The following is an 18,046-nucleotide window of genomic DNA, read 5'->3' as shown; positions in this document are numbered from 1 at the left end:
TTATGCTACAACGATTTTCTTAAGTCTAAAGTAGAATCGAGTATTGCTACACTCTTCATCAAGGATTAGCTGAGAGCCTTGCTGACTCATCAAACTCGATGAAACACTAAGTCCAAGCCCTGTTCCCTCACCTTGCTTTCTTGTCGTAAAGAAAGGATCAAAAATCTTCTCTTTAATATCCTGAGGTATTCCTCGACCACTATCCATAATAGAGAATTCTAATTCATCTCCACGATCTTCAATTTGAAATTTAATCCAAGGATTCTTTTGATCTTGGACCTCTTTAAAGGCATTATTTAAGAGATTGATGAGTACTTGTCCTACTTGAACCTCTTTACAGAGAACTCTTTCTTGTAATTGCTTATTGCTAATATCAAGGTCAAATTGAACACCAGAGCTTTTAAATTTCTCAGTACAAAGTGCCGTCACATTGCTGACGATCTCGTTAACAAAAGTTGGATTGAGAGTGTCACTCTCTGCATTGCGTGCAATTCTTTTTAATCCCTGAATAACTTCAACGACACGACGAACGGTGTTTTTAATTTTCTCATTCATAGCCTCGATTTTGTCGAGATCAGGCTGATCGTTTTTCAAGCTTCTTTTAATTAGATCAGAAGAACTTGAAATAATCATTAGTGGATTATTAATTTCGTGAGCAATCCCTCCGGCCATTTCACCAAGAGAAGCTAGTCGACTCGCATTTTCGGCATAGGCCTTTTGCTTTTGAAGTTCCACGTCCTTCTTTTCAATATCTTCACGCATCTTTTTGTTGTACTCACCAACAACGACATTCATCTTCTCAATAGAGTCGTGAAGCATATCAAGCTCGTCATAATAATCTGGTGGGTTTCCACGGTCAGGAAGCTCTGTAATCTCCATAGAGTTCAGATCATAATTCTTAAAAAAGAGTGAAAGCTTAACCAGATATCCAAGAATAAACTTATTAATAATTAAAATAATAATAAAAGAAATCGTCAGGGTTTTAAGCCCTTGAGTTAGAAAGATGAAAATAACTTTGGTCTTTAATCGATCAAAGAGGTTTTCTTGAGTAAGGACGATCAATAGCTCACCTAAATTCTTTTCACCTTCACTTGTTAAGTGCGTTAGGTTGAATCGAGTTTTTGTGGCAAATGTCGTTTTATACTTTTTGGCCTCTTCAATGAGTTTTTCTCCTTTTTCGTCATAGACAACCACAGCAACGACGTCATTAATTTTCATAATTCCATCAACTTGGGCCTGAACCTGCTCGAGGTTAATATCCCAAAGAGATCGTCCTAGAGAAGAAACGGTACTCTTTCTAACCTGTTCAATCGTTAGGTCCATTAGGTTCATCTCATTTCTATAGTCAAGATAGAGAGAAAAACAGGTAAAGAGCGTCGTTAAAAAAGAACTCGTCAAAAGAATCCAGACGAGGACTTTAAAACTCAAACTTTTAAATTGCTTGGGATTATCCATGATACTTCGCTTATTCAACTCGATTCCTTTTTAACTTCGTCGCCATAATAGAGCAGTCTTATTGTAAACGATAAAGCAGCAAAACTAAACAATTTTACCTCACAATGACATTATCGTCGCAAATTTTTACACTTGAGCGCTATATGTCAAAAAATCAGTCAATTCTACAGAGAAAAGAGACTCATTTATTGGCATCCAACTTGCTTTAAATCATGCATAAGAAAATAAATGAGGTCACATGAAAAAGCTAATTTTCCTTCTTATTTTTACATTAAATTTTTCGGCATTGGGCTATTTCTCTATTTGCCCTAAAGACCAGACTGCGAAAATCGAAGGACTTCAAAATAAGCTTATTCGTTCATACAGTAAAATAGAAACGACTCTCTTTGCACAGAGTGTAAAAAATAAGCAAATCACTTTAGAGCTTGAGACACAGTCGATCAAAAATTATATTGAACAATTAGATAAACTCCAAAAGATCACGGCCTGCGAAGAAGATAAGGCCATGGTCAAAGAAGGTCTTATAAAAGCAAAGATCTTTCTTGAAAGAATTGAAAGTAACTCATCACAAAATGAAGAGCTATTTTCTCAAAATATTGGGAATGTCGATTTTTTAGACACATAGGAAATCCTTTTTGAAGCGCATACTTTTTCTGCCAATTCTTCTGTGCTTAATCTTTAGTCCGAGCTGGGCCAATGAGCCCCTGTGCTTTGATCTCGTTATTAAGTTTTCAAAAAGATTTGCTACCCTTAAAGATCAAAATCAATTAGCTAAGGCAATTGTTAAAGCAAAAGAAATTTTTGAAAAAGATTACTTGGCCATTGAGTATGTCGATAGCGGTCTTGGAGGGGGCGATATCTATAAAGTCCAGCTCAAAAGTGGTCATTCCAAAGTTCTAAAAATTTACTATGAACAGGCCACACTCGTTCGCGACTATCATCTTTTAAAAGAGTTGCGAGAAAAGATTCAAAATTCATCGGTTGTCGTTTTAGAACCCACTCTCTATGAATCAAAACAGGCCATGGTCCTCGACTACATTGAAGGAATAACCGTCTTAAGCCTAACCAATAATCCCGATTTTTCTACCGCCCAAAAGATTGCGGTACTCAATACCTATAATGAATTTAATTATCAGATCTTTGAATACTACGAAAAAGAACTCGCAGATTTTCCAAATGGGCATATTTCTCAATTTAGAGATTTAAAAACAATCAATGGACGCGCCCACCTATTAGAAACGACATCGGGGATACTTCCTAGAGAATATCTCACGAAGAAGCTTAATATTGACTTAACGACGTCAGAGGGGATACAAATTTGGACTCATGATGAAAACTTCTTGGTCGACAGCAATGGTATACTCTATCTCATCGACCCCTTTTAAAAGGAACCCAATGAAAAGAGAACTCGAGCTAACAGGTGCGACAATTCTATCCCTAGAAGATTTCCATGAAGAAATAGCAAAGCTTCTAAGCTTTCCCCACTACTACGACAAAACTCTCGACGGACTTTGGGACTGCCTCAATAGCTATATCGACCCAAGAATAAAGCTGAATTGGACCAATCACGATATTAGTAAAGACCATATGGGATATGACTTTCAAAGAGTCGTTGATGTATTACAAAGTAGTGCAAGCAATCTCGAAGAGTTTGAATTCTATTTAAACTAACTCCTTTGAATCACTTTTCTGACTCATTTCTTTGGCATAAAAGTGCCCATTTTTCGCATATCTACGATCATCAAGAAAACCATTTTTTTGAAGAGTTAACTACCCAGAATAAATCTCATCTCTTTAGCGAATGAAGATTATTTCCCAATTTCACTAGAAATGAACTCATAAATCTCTACAATGCCCATATGAAAAGACCGAGCTTTAATGTTAAAGACATTTCTCTTATTCTAGGAATACTTGGATTCATTTCTCTTGGTATGATCAAGTTTGTAAGCAGCAAATATTCAAGTAGAAGTAGCAATGAGATAAAGGCGCTTAAAACTTTTATTTCCATGGCCGAGAAGACACTGTCAAAAGAAAAGGCCTGTCTCAACACATTCTCATCTGTACAGATTTCAAAGAAATCACGTTCCCTAGCTTCTATTAAGTCAGAAAATAACTTTAATGAGCTCACAGTGGGAAGTATGGTTACAAATAATATTCTTTTCTACGATATGTCTGTTCAACTTGTTGATCGCCATCAACAAGATGCAACCGTACTTCATAAGATTTTCTTTAAAAATACGAGAACTGGAAAGTTAATCAGAAGCTTTCGTTTTTTCCATACAAAGCTAAAACCTGGACCAAAACTTACAGAATGCAAAATAGGTAGAAGTTATCATTTTTAAATTGGATTCCTTATGAACAATAGAAGATCAACAATACTTATCAATAAAAGCTTTCAAATGAATTTCTTAAAGAAGGCCTTTTTCTTTTTAAGCTTTATTTTTGCAACGATTGTCCTAGCAAATATATGGCTACTCTCTCCCCTTTTGGACTATATCCAATCGATGAATCTTCCTCAAGGAGATGAGCTTTTATTAATTGTGGAAGATTTTAAAAACTATGGCCTACTCGTGATGGGTCTACTCTTTATTTCATTAACGGCCTTTTTTACGATGGCCTCACTTCTCATTACTCATAGAATTGCAGGACCTCTTTACAACCTAGAGAATGCTTTAGAAAAAATGATCTCAAATAAGAAACTAGAAAAAGTGCACTTTAGACAAGGTGATTATTTTTTAAATATCCAGAATCAATTTAATTCTTTTGTTGAGAATTTTCAGGATGAAGATGATCAGCTAAAAAGAAATGAAAAAAAGGCCTCATGACGAGGCCTTTTTCTTATTATGAATTTAGATTACGAAGAACGTATTGAAGGATTCCACCATTTTTAAAGTAATTCAATTCATCGAGAGTATCTACTCGAGAATCTAGTGTAACTTCCTGTGTTGTTCCATCCGCTTTTGTCACAGTCATTTGAAACTTCTGCTTAGGCGCAAGTTCACCGACGGGCTTAATACTCACTTTTTCAGTACCATCTAATCCAAGAGTTTTTCTGTCGACTCCTTTTGGAAATTGAAGAGGGAGAACTCCCATTCCAATAAGGTTTGATCTGTGAATTCGCTCAAATGATTCTGTTACAACCGCCTTAACACCTTGAAGGTTTGTTCCCTTGGCCGCCCAGTCTCTCGATGATCCTGTTCCGTATTCCTTTCCGGCAATAACAACTAGCTCTGTCCCTTCGGCCTTATACTTCATCGCCGCATCGTAAATAGATAATTGTGAGCCTGATGGGATATGTTTTGTATAACCACCCTCTACACCATCGAGCATTTCATTTTTTATACGAATATTGGCAAAAGTCCCTCTCATCATGACGTTATGGTTACCTCGACGAGAACCGTAAGAGTTGAAATCGTATTGTTTTACACCTCTTTCAGTTAACCACACGCCTGCCGGAGAATCTTTTTTAATTACACCAGCTGGTGAAATATGGTCGGTTGTTACCGAATCGCCAAGTAGAGCAAGAATACTTGCATCTTTAACTTCATAATGATCGATGATTCCATCTTTAATATTTTCAAAAAATGTTGGATGGGCAATGTAGGTAGAGCTTGAATCCCATGAGTATAACTCGCCTTCAGGAGCCTTAACTGCACTCCACTTTTCATCACCATCAAAAACATTTGAATAGCGTTTTTGATACATTTGAGAAGAGATGTGCTTGTTAACATATTGTTCAATTTCAGCGTTACTTGGCCAAATGTCTTTTAAAAAGACATCATTACCATCTTTATCCTTTCCAAGTGATTCATTTGCAACGTTAACACTGAGATTTCCCGCTAGAGCATAGGCAACAACAAGCGGTGGAGAGGCCAAAAAATTGGCCTTCACATCGGGTGAGATCCTTCCTTCGAAATTTCTATTTCCCGATAAAACAGATGTTGCAAGAATATCATTCTCATTAATTGCTTTAGAGATTGGAGCCGGAAGCGGTCCAGTGTTACCAATACACGTCGTACAGCCATAACCAACGAGGTTAAATCCAAGAGCATCAAGGTGCTCCTGAAGACCTGATTCAACGAGATAATCTGTAACAACTTTAGAACCAGGGGCCAGAGATGTTTTTACCCATGGACAAGTCTTCATTCCCAGTTCATTTGCTTTTTTAGCAACTAGTCCAGCAGCGATAAGTACAGAGGGGTTAGAAGTATTTGTACAAGAAGTAATGGCAGCAACTGTAACGTTACCGTGTTTCATTTTGTAATCTTCACCTTCGACATCAAACTCTTTGTTTAAATCAGATGGCGAATAACCAAAAGTTTTTGGAAAAATCACTTCTGTAAATTCTTTATTCGCACCATCGAGAATAATTTTATCTTGTGGGCGCTTCGGACCAGAAATACAAGGCGTCACATCTGAGAGATTAAGTTCAACAATACTTGTAAAAACAGGGTCTGTATCATTTTTTTCGGCCCAAAGGCCTTGCTCTTTCGCATAGGCTTCAACCAGAGCGATCGTCTCGTCCTTACGACCAGAAAGCTTTAAATAATCAATTGTCTTTTGATCGATTGGAAAGAAGCCACAAGTAGCTCCGTATTCAGGGGCCATATTCGCTAGAGTCGCTCTATCGGCCAGGGAGAGATCACTCATACCTGGACCAAAGAACTCGACAAACTTACCAACAACACCGTGTTTACGAAGTGCTTCTACAACATTTAATACGAGGTCTGTTGCAGTGACACCTTCTTGTAATTTCCCTGTCATTTTAAAACCAACAACTTCTGGAATAAGCATCGTAACAGGTTGCCCAAGCATGGCCGCCTCAGCTTCGATACCACCAACTCCCCAGCCTAAAACAGAGAGTCCATTAATCATTGTTGTATGGGAATCTGTTCCAACGCATGTATCAGGATAAGCGAAAGTTTCACCATTTTCATCGTTAGTCCAAACGACATCTGCTAAGTACTCAAGATTTACTTGGTGAATAATTCCCGTTCCTGGAGGAACCACGCGAAAATTTTTAAATGCTTTTTGCCCCCACTTAAGGAAGTTGTATCTTTCAGCATTTCTTTCATATTCAAGTTCTACGTTTTTTTCAAAAGCTTCTTTATTCCCAAAATGCTCAACCTGAACAGAGTGATCAATAACGAGATCCACAGGAACGAGAGGATTAATCTTCTGAGCATCTCCACCCAAAACATTCATAGCATCTCTCATGGCAGCGAGATCAACAACTGCAGGAACACCAGTGAAGTCTTGAAGAACAACTCTTGCTGGATTATATGCAATCTCATGATCAGATTTTTGAGTATTGGCCCAATCATTTATTGCCTGTGCATCGGCCCAAGTTACACTTTGCCCATTCTCTTTTCTAAGTAGATTTTCTAAAAGAACTTTTAATGACCTCGGTAGTTTGTCAACATTTCCGAGTCCAAGTTTTTTTGCTTCTTCTAGCGAGTAATACGAATAATTCTTATCACCAACTTTAAGGGTTTTCTTTACCTTACTCATAATTTGATACTCCTATAAATGAGGAAACTTCTTATTGTTTTTCATATCGAATAAAATCTTTCATTAACTCAAATAAAAAAAGGCAAGATAAGTACCACTCACCTTGCCTCAAACATATCGGTCTACAACACTTAGAATTAATTAAACCTCTTTACGATCAGATAAAAGTGACCACTTTCCTCCACCATCAGAGCGGATCATATATCCATAATCGTGCAGTTTTCGGCGTAGGTTATATAAGTGAACATCCACCGTTTTAGGGTGAACATTCGTACTCTCCCATACTTTTTCGAGAATATCTTGTCTTGTAACACTTCTCTCTTCGGAAGAAAGGAAAAGATTCAATAGCTGTCTTTGCTTAATTGTAAGACTTTTAATTTCTTGACCATCAAGGACAACTGCTTTTCCCGTAACATCAATTGTAGGAACTGGATTTAGAGGACCTGAATTAGTAAGTACATTTTCAACTTTTACAATCAGCTCATTTTTTTTGAATGGCTTAGTCAAGTAATCGAGTGCACCTTCTTTAAAACAAAATCTTAAAGCATCAACATCATCAATGCTTGAAACAATAATGAAAGGCATATTGATGACACTCTCATCATGTGAGTTTGTTAGATAATTAAGAAAGTTCCCATCATCAAGCATTAAGTCTGCAATGAGCATTGATGGCTTGATGATTGAATCATCATTTAACGCAGCATCAAAGTCTTTTAGAGAAGAGAAATATCTTGTCTGATATCTCAAATCGAGAGTCTGTTCGTAAACAAACTGACATCCCTGATCGTCTTCTAAAACCCAAATTGTTTTGTCTGCTAACATCGTATTCATGATAAATTCCTTCTCTCTCTAATCTATTTTGTTTGAAATAATAAAACTTAAAATCGAGTGGTCATCTTTTTCAACAACTCTCACATCCATTAGACCAGCTAATTTAAAACCAAGTGAACTTCGCATGGTTTTAGTTCGATAGTTGGCATTTTCAAAATATGAAATGATTGAATCCAGAGAAATACTGCTTCTGTTCACATCGATTTGCACAAAGAGCTTTTCATCTTCAGCTTGCAATTCCATCGAAGTCATAACCTCAAGAGGCTCAGCCTGACTAAAATCTAGCTCGTCTAAACAATAGCTAAAAATTGAAAAAAGTGATTCCCCAAGTTCCCAACAACTTTTACAAAGGATATCATTTTCAGGAAACTCTAAGATAATCGATGGCATTTTTTTCCAGTGATAGACTTTAAGAAGCCTCCTCACTTTGTCACAAACTTCTAAAACCGACTCATTTGACTCTAGGTCTAGTTCGTGTGGGAGATAGTCGCGAAAGAAGGCAACAATCTCACAAAGGTCCTCCATGGACTGGACGAGTTTTGAAAAGACTTTATCATTTCCAAGCTCAGGTCTCTTTTCTAGGACCTCATCTAAACAAAATTGCAATATGTGAGCTTTCCCTGAAATATCGTGAGAAAACTTCGAAGCCGTTTCAACAACTCTGAGAGTTTGCTCTTTTAGAACATTTTTACTCTCTTTCATACATCATTCCTCGGTATGTTGTTAAAATTAAAGGTATTCTTATCTTACAATGATACAATAGATTCCTTTACAAAGTAAGGTAGTTGTTATTAGACTGCGCATAAAAATCAGAGACAAATTTATGAGCAGAGACGAAGTATTTAGAACGAAATTAAGAACTATTAAAGGTTTTGAGTTTAATCAACAAGTTGCCGATGTTTTCGACGATATGGTTTCGCGATCAATTCCTTTTTACGATGAAATTCACCGAATAATTCTCGACCTTATCGATCGGGGATTAAAAAATAAAGGTAAAATTTATGATCTAGGTTGTTCAACGGGAACAACTTTTGCTCTCATAGATGGCCATTTAAAGAGCAAAAATGAGCAAACACCAAAATATTTTGGTATTGATATGTCTGCACCAATGCTTGAAAAGGCGAAGACAAAACTAGAAAAGCACGGTGTTGAAAACTTCGAACTTAGAGATGAGGATGTCTGTGAAACAGAGATCAGCGATGCTTCTATGGTCGTCATGAACTACACTCTTCAATTCATCGAAAAGTCTCAGCGGTTAGAACTTCTTAAAAAGATTTATAACAATCTCGAAGAAGGCGGTCTCTTCGTTCTAAGTGAAAAATTACTTTGTCGCGAAGAAGGAATTAACGATCTTATTACTGATCTCTATTACGACTTTAAAAGAAGAAATGGTTATTCAGAGCTAGAGATCTCACAAAAGAGAGAGGCACTAGAAAATGTACTCGTCCCTCTTAGCCCAGATGAACAACTTCAACTTTTGAAGGATGCTGGATTTAAAAAAGTCGACATTATTTTTAGATGGTATAACTTTGCCAGTTATGTTGGAATTAAATAATGAAATTATCCTATTTAGATCTTGATTCGAAATTCATTAATAAAGAGAAACTTCTCGCTTTAAAAGACGAACGAGACACTTGGATCGATCGTCCTTCAAATAAAGAATACAAAGACCTTTTAAATAATCTCCCAAAATTAAAGGCCAAGTTCAGCGATTTTGAAAATAGTGAAATCACTCTTGGTCATGAAGATGAGATTCCTTGTGAACAAAGAGAAGAAATCCTCTCGCAGGCCAAGGCGCTCATTCCTTGGAGAAAAGGACCTTTTCGCCTCTTTGGAGAATTGATTGATGCTGAATGGAGAAGTGATTTTAAGTGGGAAAGACTCGAAAAAAGTCTTGGAAGCTTAAAAGATAAGAAAGTTCTCGATATAGGCTGTAATAATGGTTACTTCATGTTTAGAATGGCCGCTCAAAATCCTGAACTCGTTTTAGGAATTGACCCTGTCGTTCACAACCTAGCTCAATTTGAATTTATCAATCACTTCAGCCAATTAGATAATTTAAAATTTGAACTCTTTGGAGTTGAACATCTCACTTATTTTAGAAATTATTGGGATACGATATTCTCAATGGGAATACTCTATCACCACCGCCACCCGATGGAACAACTTATTCAAATGAGAGAAGCCCTCGCTCCGGAAGGCCAATTGATTCTTGAAACAATTGGTATACCAGGAGATGAAACAGTGGCGCTTTTTCCTGAAGATAAATATGCCAAGATGAGAAATGTTTGGTTTCTCCCTACTCTATCCTGCTTAAAGAATTGGGCCAATAGAGCGGGCTTTATTGATATTGAAGTTCTCTCTGTTCAAGAGACTACTTTTGATGAGCAAAGATTGACCAAATGGTGTCCACCTCCTCATCAATCTCTTCAAGACTTTCTCGACCAAGACGATCCAACAAAGACAGTTGAAGGTTACCCAGCACCAGTGAGATTTTGCCTGAAGATGAAAAAGAAAAAAGGACCTCTTCTTGGAGTAGAATGATGATCTCTAAAACTAAAAGTTTCATCTTTCTTGCACTAGGTTGGATCTGCATTGTTCTGGCAGTCATTGGTATTTTTCTTCCCCTCCTTCCAACAACTCCTTTTTTAATATTGGCTGCTTTTCTCTTTTCTAAAGGAAGTGAAAGACTTCATGCGTGGCTATTGAATCAAAAGACATTTGGGCCAATCATCCGAGATTGGCACGAAAGAGGCGCAATTAAGCCGAAAGCAAAAATCCTGTCGACTTTCTTGATTGTGACATTCTTTTCTTATACATTGATTTTCGTTAATGTTGCTCTTTGGATTAAGGTGATTGTCTTTCTAACAGGGCTTGCCGTTCTAGGCTTTATTCTCTCTCGACCAAATTATTGAACAATACAATTTTTAAGAATTGATTTAACTTGTGGAGCTTGAATTAAGCTAGCACAACCCATGGTCTTTTGAGAGTTTTCAGACTTATTGAGGAAAAAACGAATCGAGTCTTGAATAGCTTTTTTCTTTTTTGTCTTTTGATCCGTTCCACTATAAGAATATTTCACTTCATAGACAAAGTTATCTTTATCAACAAATGTCGGTTTATTCATCTTTACTTGTTTGAAGTCTTCAACGATATATTGAGCATTATTGATATCGTCTTCTGCCGGAGAATAGACGGTTACGATATGCTTATAATTTTCTTTTTTCAAACAGTGAGAATCTTCATAATTATCAAGTCGTGCTCCAGAGAGATCGAGACGAATAAGCTCTTTAGCAAATTCCAAAGGCTCAATATTTTTACACTCAAATCCCATTGAAAGACTTGTAAGGCTCATTAATAATAGAAAGATTAGCGACTTATTTAGACTCATGAAGAGGCTCCATTATTTTTAGCGTAGCAGCTATTAATACACTCTTCATTTTCAAGAGTCACTTTCTTGTCAGAAAGACATTCTGGATTCTCTGTTTTGTGTCTCATGACAGAAAATCTCTTTGTCCCAACGAGATCTTTCCCACCTAGTTCTTCTTCACCTTTTAAAATACTTTTACAAGATTTTCTAGCAGATAGAACGAGGTTATTAAACATTGAGTCCTGACTTTTGACGTGCCTAGACGAGTGAACACGTGATGGTCCAACCGAACCACCAAGACTTCCACTGTGAATATAAGTAAAATCAAAACTAGCAACAGTTATATCTGAACACTGTCCACTGGCAACGGCTTTCTTAATTCCAAGAGGGTCTTCTCCGACAGTGTCGACCATTATGACATGCTTACCTGAGTAATTGATAATATCACCAGACTCAAGAGACTTAGAACTATCAAAAGACTTACGTTCAACACATGATCGCGAGGCCGGAGATCGATCGACAAGGTCACCAAGTGAGCGTGTCGTCACAGGAAAAAATGCTCCAGAATCGGGAGTCATTTTTAATCCATGCGTGGCCATAGCAACAGAAACAAATGAAGAACAATCAATTCCTGCGGCACTTTGTGATCGAGATGTCACTCCAACACCTTTGGAGCGAAGTCGAATATCCCCACTACTATTTGGTAATTTTCTAGAACCATACCCATAAATTGGCGGTGTTTCTAAAGCACTATGACATTGCTCTCCAGGATAACCTGGTTGTTTGTCTAATTTTGAAAGTAAGTAGTGACTAGAGATATAGCGATCTTTATTAACAAGAGTTCTCACCTTTCCGGGTGCACTTGATGAACTTGAAACCTTAACTCCTTTTGCAACAGGAGTATCTTTATCTATGGCCGTATCCAAAGCATCACAAGATTGATAGAAAGACGATAAAAGCTTTCTCGCTCCTAAAGCAGCAGGATTTTGCGCCTGGGCCTGTTTACGATGGGCCCTTGCCATTTCTTCGTGACATCTTGTCTTCTTTGCACTAACCATCCCATCAATGAAAGCATTAACTTCTGGAGCATCTGGAAAAGTTCGGTAATCCTTTGTGATTGTAGAGACTTCATTTAAAAAGAAAATTTCTTCTGAAGTATATTGATCTTCTGGCTCCTCATCTCTTTCGCCTAAATTAGCGTAGTAACTTGGAGACTGGGGATTATTGACGTTATAAACACCTTGTTGAAATTGCTGGCCATTTTGAACACAGCCAAAAGCAAATAGAATGGGCAATAAAAGTGTTTTTTTAATCATAATCTCTCATAAAACTCGTAGGTAACCATTTATCTGATCGGATCACTCACCTATATACTTTAAGATAATTTGCCAAATTCACAATCCTTAACGAAACTTCATGAAGTTAGCTCTTTTGAGTTAGCCACATCTTTTTGGCGGCCATACACCTAAGTCTTTGAGTATAATAGAATTATGATTATTGAAATCCATCACAGCTTCGAGAAGATCTCAAAAGATTCTTGGACAAAGTCCTTTAAGACAAAAAATCCTTTTTGTTCTCATGAGTTTCTTCAGGCCCTTGAAACAGAGCAATGTCTATTTGAAAATACAGGTTGGTACCCCTACTATCTCGTAGCAAAAAAAGATAAAGACTCAAAAGAGATACTTGCTTTTATGCCGCTTTATTTGAAAGTAAACTCCTATGGAGAATATATTTTTGATTGGTCTTGGGCCAATGCCTACGCTCAATATGGAAGAGATTATTATCCTAAGTTAACGTGTGCGATCCCCTTTAGTCCGGTTAGTTCTCCAAAAATCCTTGGCGACCAAGAGCTTCTTCCTCACTTTTTGACCTTCATTCAAAGTGAAGTTACAAAAAAGAGTTTAAGTAGTGCCCATCTATTATTTGTCGATCAGACTATCTTAAACCATAATTTTCCTTCATCTTGGATTCATCGCCATTCCATGCAATATCATTTCTACAATGATCACTATCAAGACTTTAACTCCTTTTTAGAACAACTTAGAAAATCCAAGAGAAAGAATATCAAAAAAGAACGAAGTTCTTTGCAAAAAGAGAAGTTGAATATTGAACGGCTCACAGGAGAGCAACTGAGTGAAAGTGATGGCGAGATTTTTTATAACTTCTACTTGAAAACAATCGACAAAAAAAATGCCCATCCCTATCTGACTAAGAACTTTTTTAAAAAAATCTTTAAAACAATGAAGCACTCCATTCTTCTTGTTCGAGCACAAAGAGAGAACCAATCGATTGCACAATCGCTATTTTTCTACGACGATCAAAAGCTGTATGGTCGCTATTGGGGGTCTAATGTAGACATTGCGGGTCTTCATTTTGAACTTTGTTACTATCAAGGAATTGAATTCACTCTTGAGAAAGGCCTTCACTATTTTGAGGCCGGTGCTCAGGGCGAGCATAAAATACCAAGAGGTTTTTTACCTACTCACACTCATAGCCTACATTTTATAAAAGATAGAGAATTTGATCGTGCGATTCAAGGCTTTTGCGCGCAAGAAAAACGTGAATTAGAGAGATTATTTGAGCATCTAGAAGTACTTAACCCTTTTAAGAGAGCCTAATTTTTTTATTCCCAACAAAGAGATAGCACTTACCGACAAACTCGAGAGAGCCTCTATTTAAAATGATGCCACTTCCATCAGGACAAGCATACAAAGGTCGTTTCGATTTTCGAGCGTGCAATAGCAACTCTTGATCATAGCGCTTTGAATTACGATAATGTGGAAAAAAGTCAAAATCGACGAGCTTCAAAGATTTTAAATTTTTGATTCCTTCGTCATTATCATCTCGATCAAACTCAGGAAACCCTGCCGTTGCAATGTCGGGAGTCATAAGTATACCACCGGCACTTAGGCCAGTTAAGATTCCACCTCTTTTAACAAAGTCTTTAAGCTTAGAAAGAAGCTTTGCCTTTCGTAAATGAAAGAGAAAATAGAAGGTATTTCCACCAGAGAGATGGATAATATCACTTTTTAAAACTTCATTAAGCATAATGGCATCGAAAGGAACATCAATTGGAAAATGGAGAAATTTCTTTACCCCGTATTTTCGATATTGAGAGACGAAATCCTGAAAATACATTTCGCTATCATAGGAGCAAGAAGGGATGAAAGCGATTCTTGGAGATTTTTTTTCGACGAGTTTTAACAGTCTTTTATCAAGACTGGTATTATCTTTAGCATCTCCCCCACTGTAGAAAACAAGTTTCAACATTCCCTCTCTTTCAACGACACTCTTAAGACTAGAGTCCCTCTCTATAGTCCCTAACAACTTTTAACATACCTTTCATAAATCGCGAGTGATTTTTAAGAGGTTTTGCTTTCTTTTTATGATCGGGATCGAGCATTTGATACTCAGTAAAATCCTTAAGAACTTCCTGCAACTCCTCAGGAGAGAACTTTGGTCTTCTCTTTAGAACCTGTTCAACGATCTTAGTTATGGAATCACCCGTCACTCGATCGTATTTATTTATAACAGATGAGCGCATCGTTATTTTCAAGAGAAGATCTGTCGTACTAATGGAGTATTTCGTTTCTATGCAATCGAGAAGCTCTAAGTATGTATTTTGAAATTTTGAGATCATTCTCTCACGATAGCTGTTAATTTCTAGGTCCGCCGGTGTCGCATAATTTGATTTTGCGATTTCGATGAACTCATTTTGGTCAATGGCCTCACCTCTTGCCAGATAGATCTGAGGGAGTTCTCTTAAGATATCTCGCATACAAAAAATAGCAGACCAGTTGATTCCATCGGCAACTTGATGAAGTCCTTCAATTGATTTTGCCCTTTCAAAGTAAGAGAAAACTTTTCTAAATTGATATACTTTTTGTGTTTTATTCTTCAAAAGATAATCAACATAATCTTTTTCTAGTCCGACTTTATAAAGAAGGTTCTCATTTTTTCGTTGTTCAAATATTTCATTAAACTTCTTTTGAACATCGCTTGATTTAAATTCTTTTATCGATTTCTTTTCTCTGGTCGTGAGAAAATCATAAATTTGCTCAAATGTTGCAACTGTATGTTTGGCCTTTTCTTTTTGTTCTTTGATCGTTGTAGAATAACGCTCGACATCATCATAACGATACTCATGATGAAATAGGCCAAATTGCCTTATTGAGCCGTAATCAATAATTCCACCATCCATGAGGACATTATCGCCATCCCAATCGAGCCAGCAAAAAATATACTGATCCTCTAGGTCTGCTGAAAGCTTGGCAAAAACTTCAACTTGTTTCTCTAAAAAATACTTAAATCTTGCCCTTTCAGTTTTAGGAACATCATTCCACTCTTTATTTTCAATCTGTCTATCAATGTAGTAATTAACGACATCTCTTAAACTAGAGTATTCCCCTAACTTCATATGCCTAAACATATGAGAAGGTCGAATTAAATTTTCGTGGGCCCTAATATTGATTGAAATCCCACCTTGAAATTCAATGATTCCAAGACATCTCTCAGTCGACATGCCATTGCGATTTAATATTTCACTAAAAAAGAGAGTTGCTAATCCCTCATCTTTCTCAGAGTAACCACATCCATATGAAATTGATGGATCGCCCGTTTGAAAGAACTTCTTCTTTATATGAGTTGCTGGACTTAACCTTGTTGCACCAGTTCCACAACTTGAAATATCCCAAGTCACACCCTTATTAGAAACCTGCCCATTCCAAATACTTCTTCCATCACCAGAGGTTTTTCCCTGCTTGTTTGGATGCTGCAATTGCAAGTATCTTGTGGCCATATATTTATTGGGTAAAATATCTTCTTTAGGAAATTGAATATTATTGATTTCATCATATTCATTGATGATGACAAGACTAAAGGTTTCAAGAATTGATTTCTCAAGCTCCTCAGTCACGATATTTGGATGATCATTTGAAATGAGCCCCATTTCTTTTGCAAGTTCGAAATTAAAGAAAGCAACTTTACCTCCCTTTCTCTTTCGTGCTCGGTAAAGAACGCATGAATGAGGACAGGCATCCTGAAAAGGGTGACTACCATCTATCTTTTTAAACTTAGAGTAGCGATAGTTTTTATCCTGATAATTTTTGTTTATTTTTCTAGCAAGTTTAGTCATTATTAACCTCTAGCTCCATTATAACCAATCGATTCCCTCCAATGGTAAAGATGAATGATTTTTCCGCAAATCTGTACTTTTGCCCACTTAGAATTTATGATTTCACATCAATAAGGAGACTAAATGAGTAATAATATGTGGGGAAACAAAGAGACCAAGTTTTTCTATCAACTTTCCCCTGATAATGTTCTTAGTGCACTTGAAAATCTAGGGCTTAAAACAACAGGTCGCTGCCTTGCACTCAATAGTATGGAGAATCGTGTTTATGAAATTGAACTCGACACACCCTATCCTTATCTAGAGCAAAAAATAGATCATATTGTTGCAAAATTCTATCGTCCCGGTAGATGGAGCAAAGAGCAAATTCTTGATGAGCATAAATTTATTCTCGAACTTTTCGAACAAGAGATTCCTGTTATTGCTCCTATTGAAATAGATGGGACATCTCTATTTTACGATGAAGTAACGAATCTCTATTTCTGCTTCTACCCTAGAAAGAGAGGGAGAACCCTTGGCGAGTTAACAGATGACCAATATGCTCAAATTGGAAGACTCCTTGGAAGAATTCATAATATTGGACAGAGAGAAACTGCTGAGCATAGACTCCATCTAGATATCGAAACTTATGGAAGAAGCAATCTATCTCACCTGATCTCTAACAATCTAACTCCTGATGAATTTAAACCTCATTTAGAAGTAATTGCTAATCAAATTTTTGATTTATCGCAAAAGCATTTTAACAATATTAAAACAATTCGACTCCATGGAGACTGCCACATGGGAAATCTCATTTGGCGCGAAGAAGAAGGTATGTCCATCGTAGACTTTGATGACATGGTGATGGGTGCCGCTGTTCAAGACTTTTGGTTACTTCTACCTGCTGAAGGAGAAGAGGCCATTGAAAAAAGAGAGCAGCTTCTTAGAGGCTATGAGATGTTTCGTGAATTTGATCGAAGAGAACTCAATCTGATTGAAATTTATCGCGCCCTTCGCTACATTCACTACACAACATGGGTCGTAAGAAGGTTTGAAGATCCTTCTTTTCAAAATGCGTTTGCCCACTTTAAAACACCACATTACTGGCAAACACTGATTCAAGACTTGAGAGTTCAGCAACAAAAGATTCAATCAATTGTCACTTATGACTATTGGATGTAGAGGCCTACCAAGGCCTCTACTAAAGAAACTAAGACTTTGTCGCTTTTCTATATACTTTTTTGATAACAACATTTTCAGATGGAAGATTTCTCATATTTCCATTGCTCATTGTTCTTACCTTTTTAATTCTATTAACGACACTCATCCCCTTAATAACGCGACCAAAAACAGCATACCCCTCTTGACCAGGACCTGCATAATTTAAGTTAGAGTTATTTCTCACGTTAATAAAGAACTGACTTGTGGCCGAATTTGGATTTGGAGTTCTTGCCATGGCAATTGTTCCCGTTTCATTTCCAATTTTATTACTCGCCTCATTTACGATTGGATCAAGTGTCTTTTTTCTCTCTAAACTTGGAGTAAAGCCTCCACCTTGAATCATAAAATTATCAATGACTCTATGAAAGATTGTTCCATCATAGAATTTAGAGTCCGTATACTTAAGAAAGTTTTCTACTGTTTTAGGAGATTTTTTATCATAGAGTTCAATTTCAATATTACCAAAATTTGTTTCCATAACAACTTGAGTTCTTGCAAGTGTGTTTAATGAAAAAATGAGAGACATTAAAATCATAAAATTCTTCATA

General features: G+C 36.9%; 19 protein-coding genes. 10 read left to right on the top strand and 9 right to left on the bottom strand.

Translation table 11 applies throughout. The features are described from left to right. Entirely contained in the window at positions 1-1,473 is a 1,473-nt protein-coding gene (locus tag HBN50_RS02490) for a sensor histidine kinase (protein ID WP_273867668.1), read from the bottom strand. Between the two features lie 220 nt (positions 1,474-1,693). Here HBN50_RS02490 and HBN50_RS02485 point away from each other — a divergent pair, with 220 nt between their 5' ends. The 5 genes from HBN50_RS02485 to HBN50_RS02465 all read left to right on the top strand — a co-directional run bounded on the left by HBN50_RS02485 (position 1,694) and on the right by HBN50_RS02465 (position 4,280). Beyond that, on the top strand, positions 1,694-2,080 hold the full coding sequence (locus HBN50_RS02485) for a hypothetical protein (protein ID WP_273867667.1): 387 nt from the start codon (positions 1,694-1,696) through the stop codon (positions 2,078-2,080). A gap of 10 nt (positions 2,081-2,090) precedes the next feature. After that, on the top strand, positions 2,091-2,840 hold the full coding sequence (locus tag HBN50_RS02480; protein ID WP_273867666.1) for a hypothetical protein: 750 nt from the start codon (positions 2,091-2,093) through the stop codon (positions 2,838-2,840). 10 nt (positions 2,841-2,850) lie between these two features. Then, entirely contained in the window at positions 2,851-3,126 is a 276-nt protein-coding gene (locus HBN50_RS02475) for a barstar family protein (RefSeq protein ID WP_273867665.1), read from the top strand. 188 nt (positions 3,127-3,314) lie between these two features. Continuing rightward, the gene (locus HBN50_RS02470) at positions 3,315-3,797 is read left to right on the top strand and encodes a hypothetical protein (RefSeq protein ID WP_273867664.1); all 483 of its coding nucleotides are present in this window, start codon (positions 3,315-3,317) and stop codon (positions 3,795-3,797) included. A 12-nt stretch (positions 3,798-3,809) separates the two neighbouring features. Then, a complete protein-coding gene (locus tag HBN50_RS02465; protein WP_273867663.1) occupies positions 3,810-4,280 on the top strand; it encodes a hypothetical protein in 471 nt (156 codons plus the stop codon). A gap of 16 nt (positions 4,281-4,296) precedes the next feature. Here the strand turns inward: HBN50_RS02465 and acnA are convergent, their stop codons facing one another. From acnA to HBN50_RS02450, 3 genes are all read right to left on the bottom strand, one after another. After that, positions 4,297-6,966, bottom strand: a complete 2,670-nt coding sequence (gene acnA, locus HBN50_RS02460) for an aconitate hydratase AcnA (RefSeq protein ID WP_273867662.1) — start codon at positions 6,964-6,966, stop codon at positions 4,297-4,299. Between the two features lie 141 nt (positions 6,967-7,107). After that, complete coding sequence (locus HBN50_RS02455; protein ID WP_273867659.1) at positions 7,108-7,797, bottom strand: response regulator transcription factor; 690 nt, start codon at positions 7,795-7,797, stop codon at positions 7,108-7,110. 18 nt (positions 7,798-7,815) lie between these two features. After that, positions 7,816-8,499 carry a hypothetical protein gene (locus HBN50_RS02450; protein ID WP_273867658.1) on the bottom strand — a complete coding sequence of 228 codons (684 nt, stop codon included), beginning with the start codon at positions 8,497-8,499 and terminating at the stop codon, positions 7,816-7,818. 121 nt (positions 8,500-8,620) lie between these two features. Between HBN50_RS02450 and cmoA the strand changes: the two genes are divergently transcribed. From cmoA to HBN50_RS02435, 3 genes are read left to right on the top strand one after another with little or no spacing between them, the layout of a single operon-like run. Continuing rightward, entirely contained in the window at positions 8,621-9,352 is a 732-nt protein-coding gene (gene cmoA / locus HBN50_RS02445; protein ID WP_273867656.1) for a carboxy-S-adenosyl-L-methionine synthase CmoA, read from the top strand. After that, positions 9,352-10,341 carry a tRNA 5-methoxyuridine(34)/uridine 5-oxyacetic acid(34) synthase CmoB gene (cmoB, locus tag HBN50_RS02440; RefSeq protein WP_273867655.1) on the top strand — a complete coding sequence of 330 codons (990 nt, stop codon included), beginning with the start codon at positions 9,352-9,354 and terminating at the stop codon, positions 10,339-10,341. The genes cmoA and cmoB overlap by 1 nt, the downstream gene beginning before the upstream one ends. Next, positions 10,338-10,712: a YbaN family protein gene (locus HBN50_RS02435; RefSeq protein WP_273867654.1), complete on the top strand. Its 375-nt coding sequence runs from the start codon at positions 10,338-10,340 to the stop codon at positions 10,710-10,712. The genes cmoB and HBN50_RS02435 overlap by 4 nt, the downstream gene beginning before the upstream one ends. On the opposite strand, the gene HBN50_RS02430 is transcribed toward HBN50_RS02435, so the two are convergent. Both HBN50_RS02430 and HBN50_RS02425 read right to left on the bottom strand, forming a co-directional pair. After that, on the bottom strand, positions 10,706-11,188 hold the full coding sequence (locus HBN50_RS02430; protein WP_273867653.1) for a hypothetical protein: 483 nt from the start codon (positions 11,186-11,188) through the stop codon (positions 10,706-10,708). The two genes, HBN50_RS02435 and HBN50_RS02430, sit on opposite strands and share 7 nt — an antisense overlap. Beyond that, positions 11,185-12,483 carry a hypothetical protein gene (locus tag HBN50_RS02425; RefSeq protein WP_273867650.1) on the bottom strand — a complete coding sequence of 433 codons (1,299 nt, stop codon included), beginning with the start codon at positions 12,481-12,483 and terminating at the stop codon, positions 11,185-11,187. The genes HBN50_RS02430 and HBN50_RS02425 overlap by 4 nt, the downstream gene beginning before the upstream one ends. Before the next feature lie 174 nt (positions 12,484-12,657). Between HBN50_RS02425 and HBN50_RS02420 the strand changes: the two genes are divergently transcribed. After that, a complete protein-coding gene (locus tag HBN50_RS02420) occupies positions 12,658-13,785 on the top strand; it encodes a GNAT family N-acetyltransferase (protein ID WP_273867649.1) in 1,128 nt (375 codons plus the stop codon). Here the strand turns inward: HBN50_RS02420 and HBN50_RS02415 are convergent. Next, a complete protein-coding gene (locus HBN50_RS02415) occupies positions 13,772-14,437 on the bottom strand; it encodes a Type 1 glutamine amidotransferase-like domain-containing protein (protein ID WP_273867648.1) in 666 nt (221 codons plus the stop codon). The genes HBN50_RS02420 and HBN50_RS02415 overlap by 14 nt on opposite strands. A 28-nt stretch (positions 14,438-14,465) precedes the next feature. After that, positions 14,466-16,301, bottom strand: coding sequence for a hypothetical protein (locus HBN50_RS02410; protein ID WP_273867647.1), 1,836 nt, complete (start codon positions 16,299-16,301; stop codon positions 14,466-14,468). 123 nt (positions 16,302-16,424) lie between these two features. Here HBN50_RS02410 and HBN50_RS02405 point away from each other — a divergent pair, with 123 nt between their 5' ends. Beyond that, the gene (locus HBN50_RS02405; protein ID WP_273867645.1) at positions 16,425-17,459 is read left to right on the top strand and encodes a serine/threonine protein kinase; all 1,035 of its coding nucleotides are present in this window, start codon (positions 16,425-16,427) and stop codon (positions 17,457-17,459) included. Positions 17,460-17,487: 28 nt separating this feature from the next. On the opposite strand, the gene HBN50_RS02400 is transcribed toward HBN50_RS02405, so the two are convergent. Continuing rightward, on the bottom strand, positions 17,488-18,045 hold the full coding sequence (locus tag HBN50_RS02400; RefSeq protein ID WP_337961794.1) for a peptidylprolyl isomerase: 558 nt from the start codon (positions 18,043-18,045) through the stop codon (positions 17,488-17,490). Position 18,046 lies beyond the last annotated feature (1 nt).

It is taken from the genome of Halobacteriovorax sp. GB3 (genome assembly GCF_028649655.1).
Taxonomy (GTDB): Bacteria; Bdellovibrionota; Bacteriovoracia; order Bacteriovoracales; family Bacteriovoracaceae; genus BSW11-IV.
This window is presented reverse-complemented; position numbering and strand designations above follow the sequence as displayed.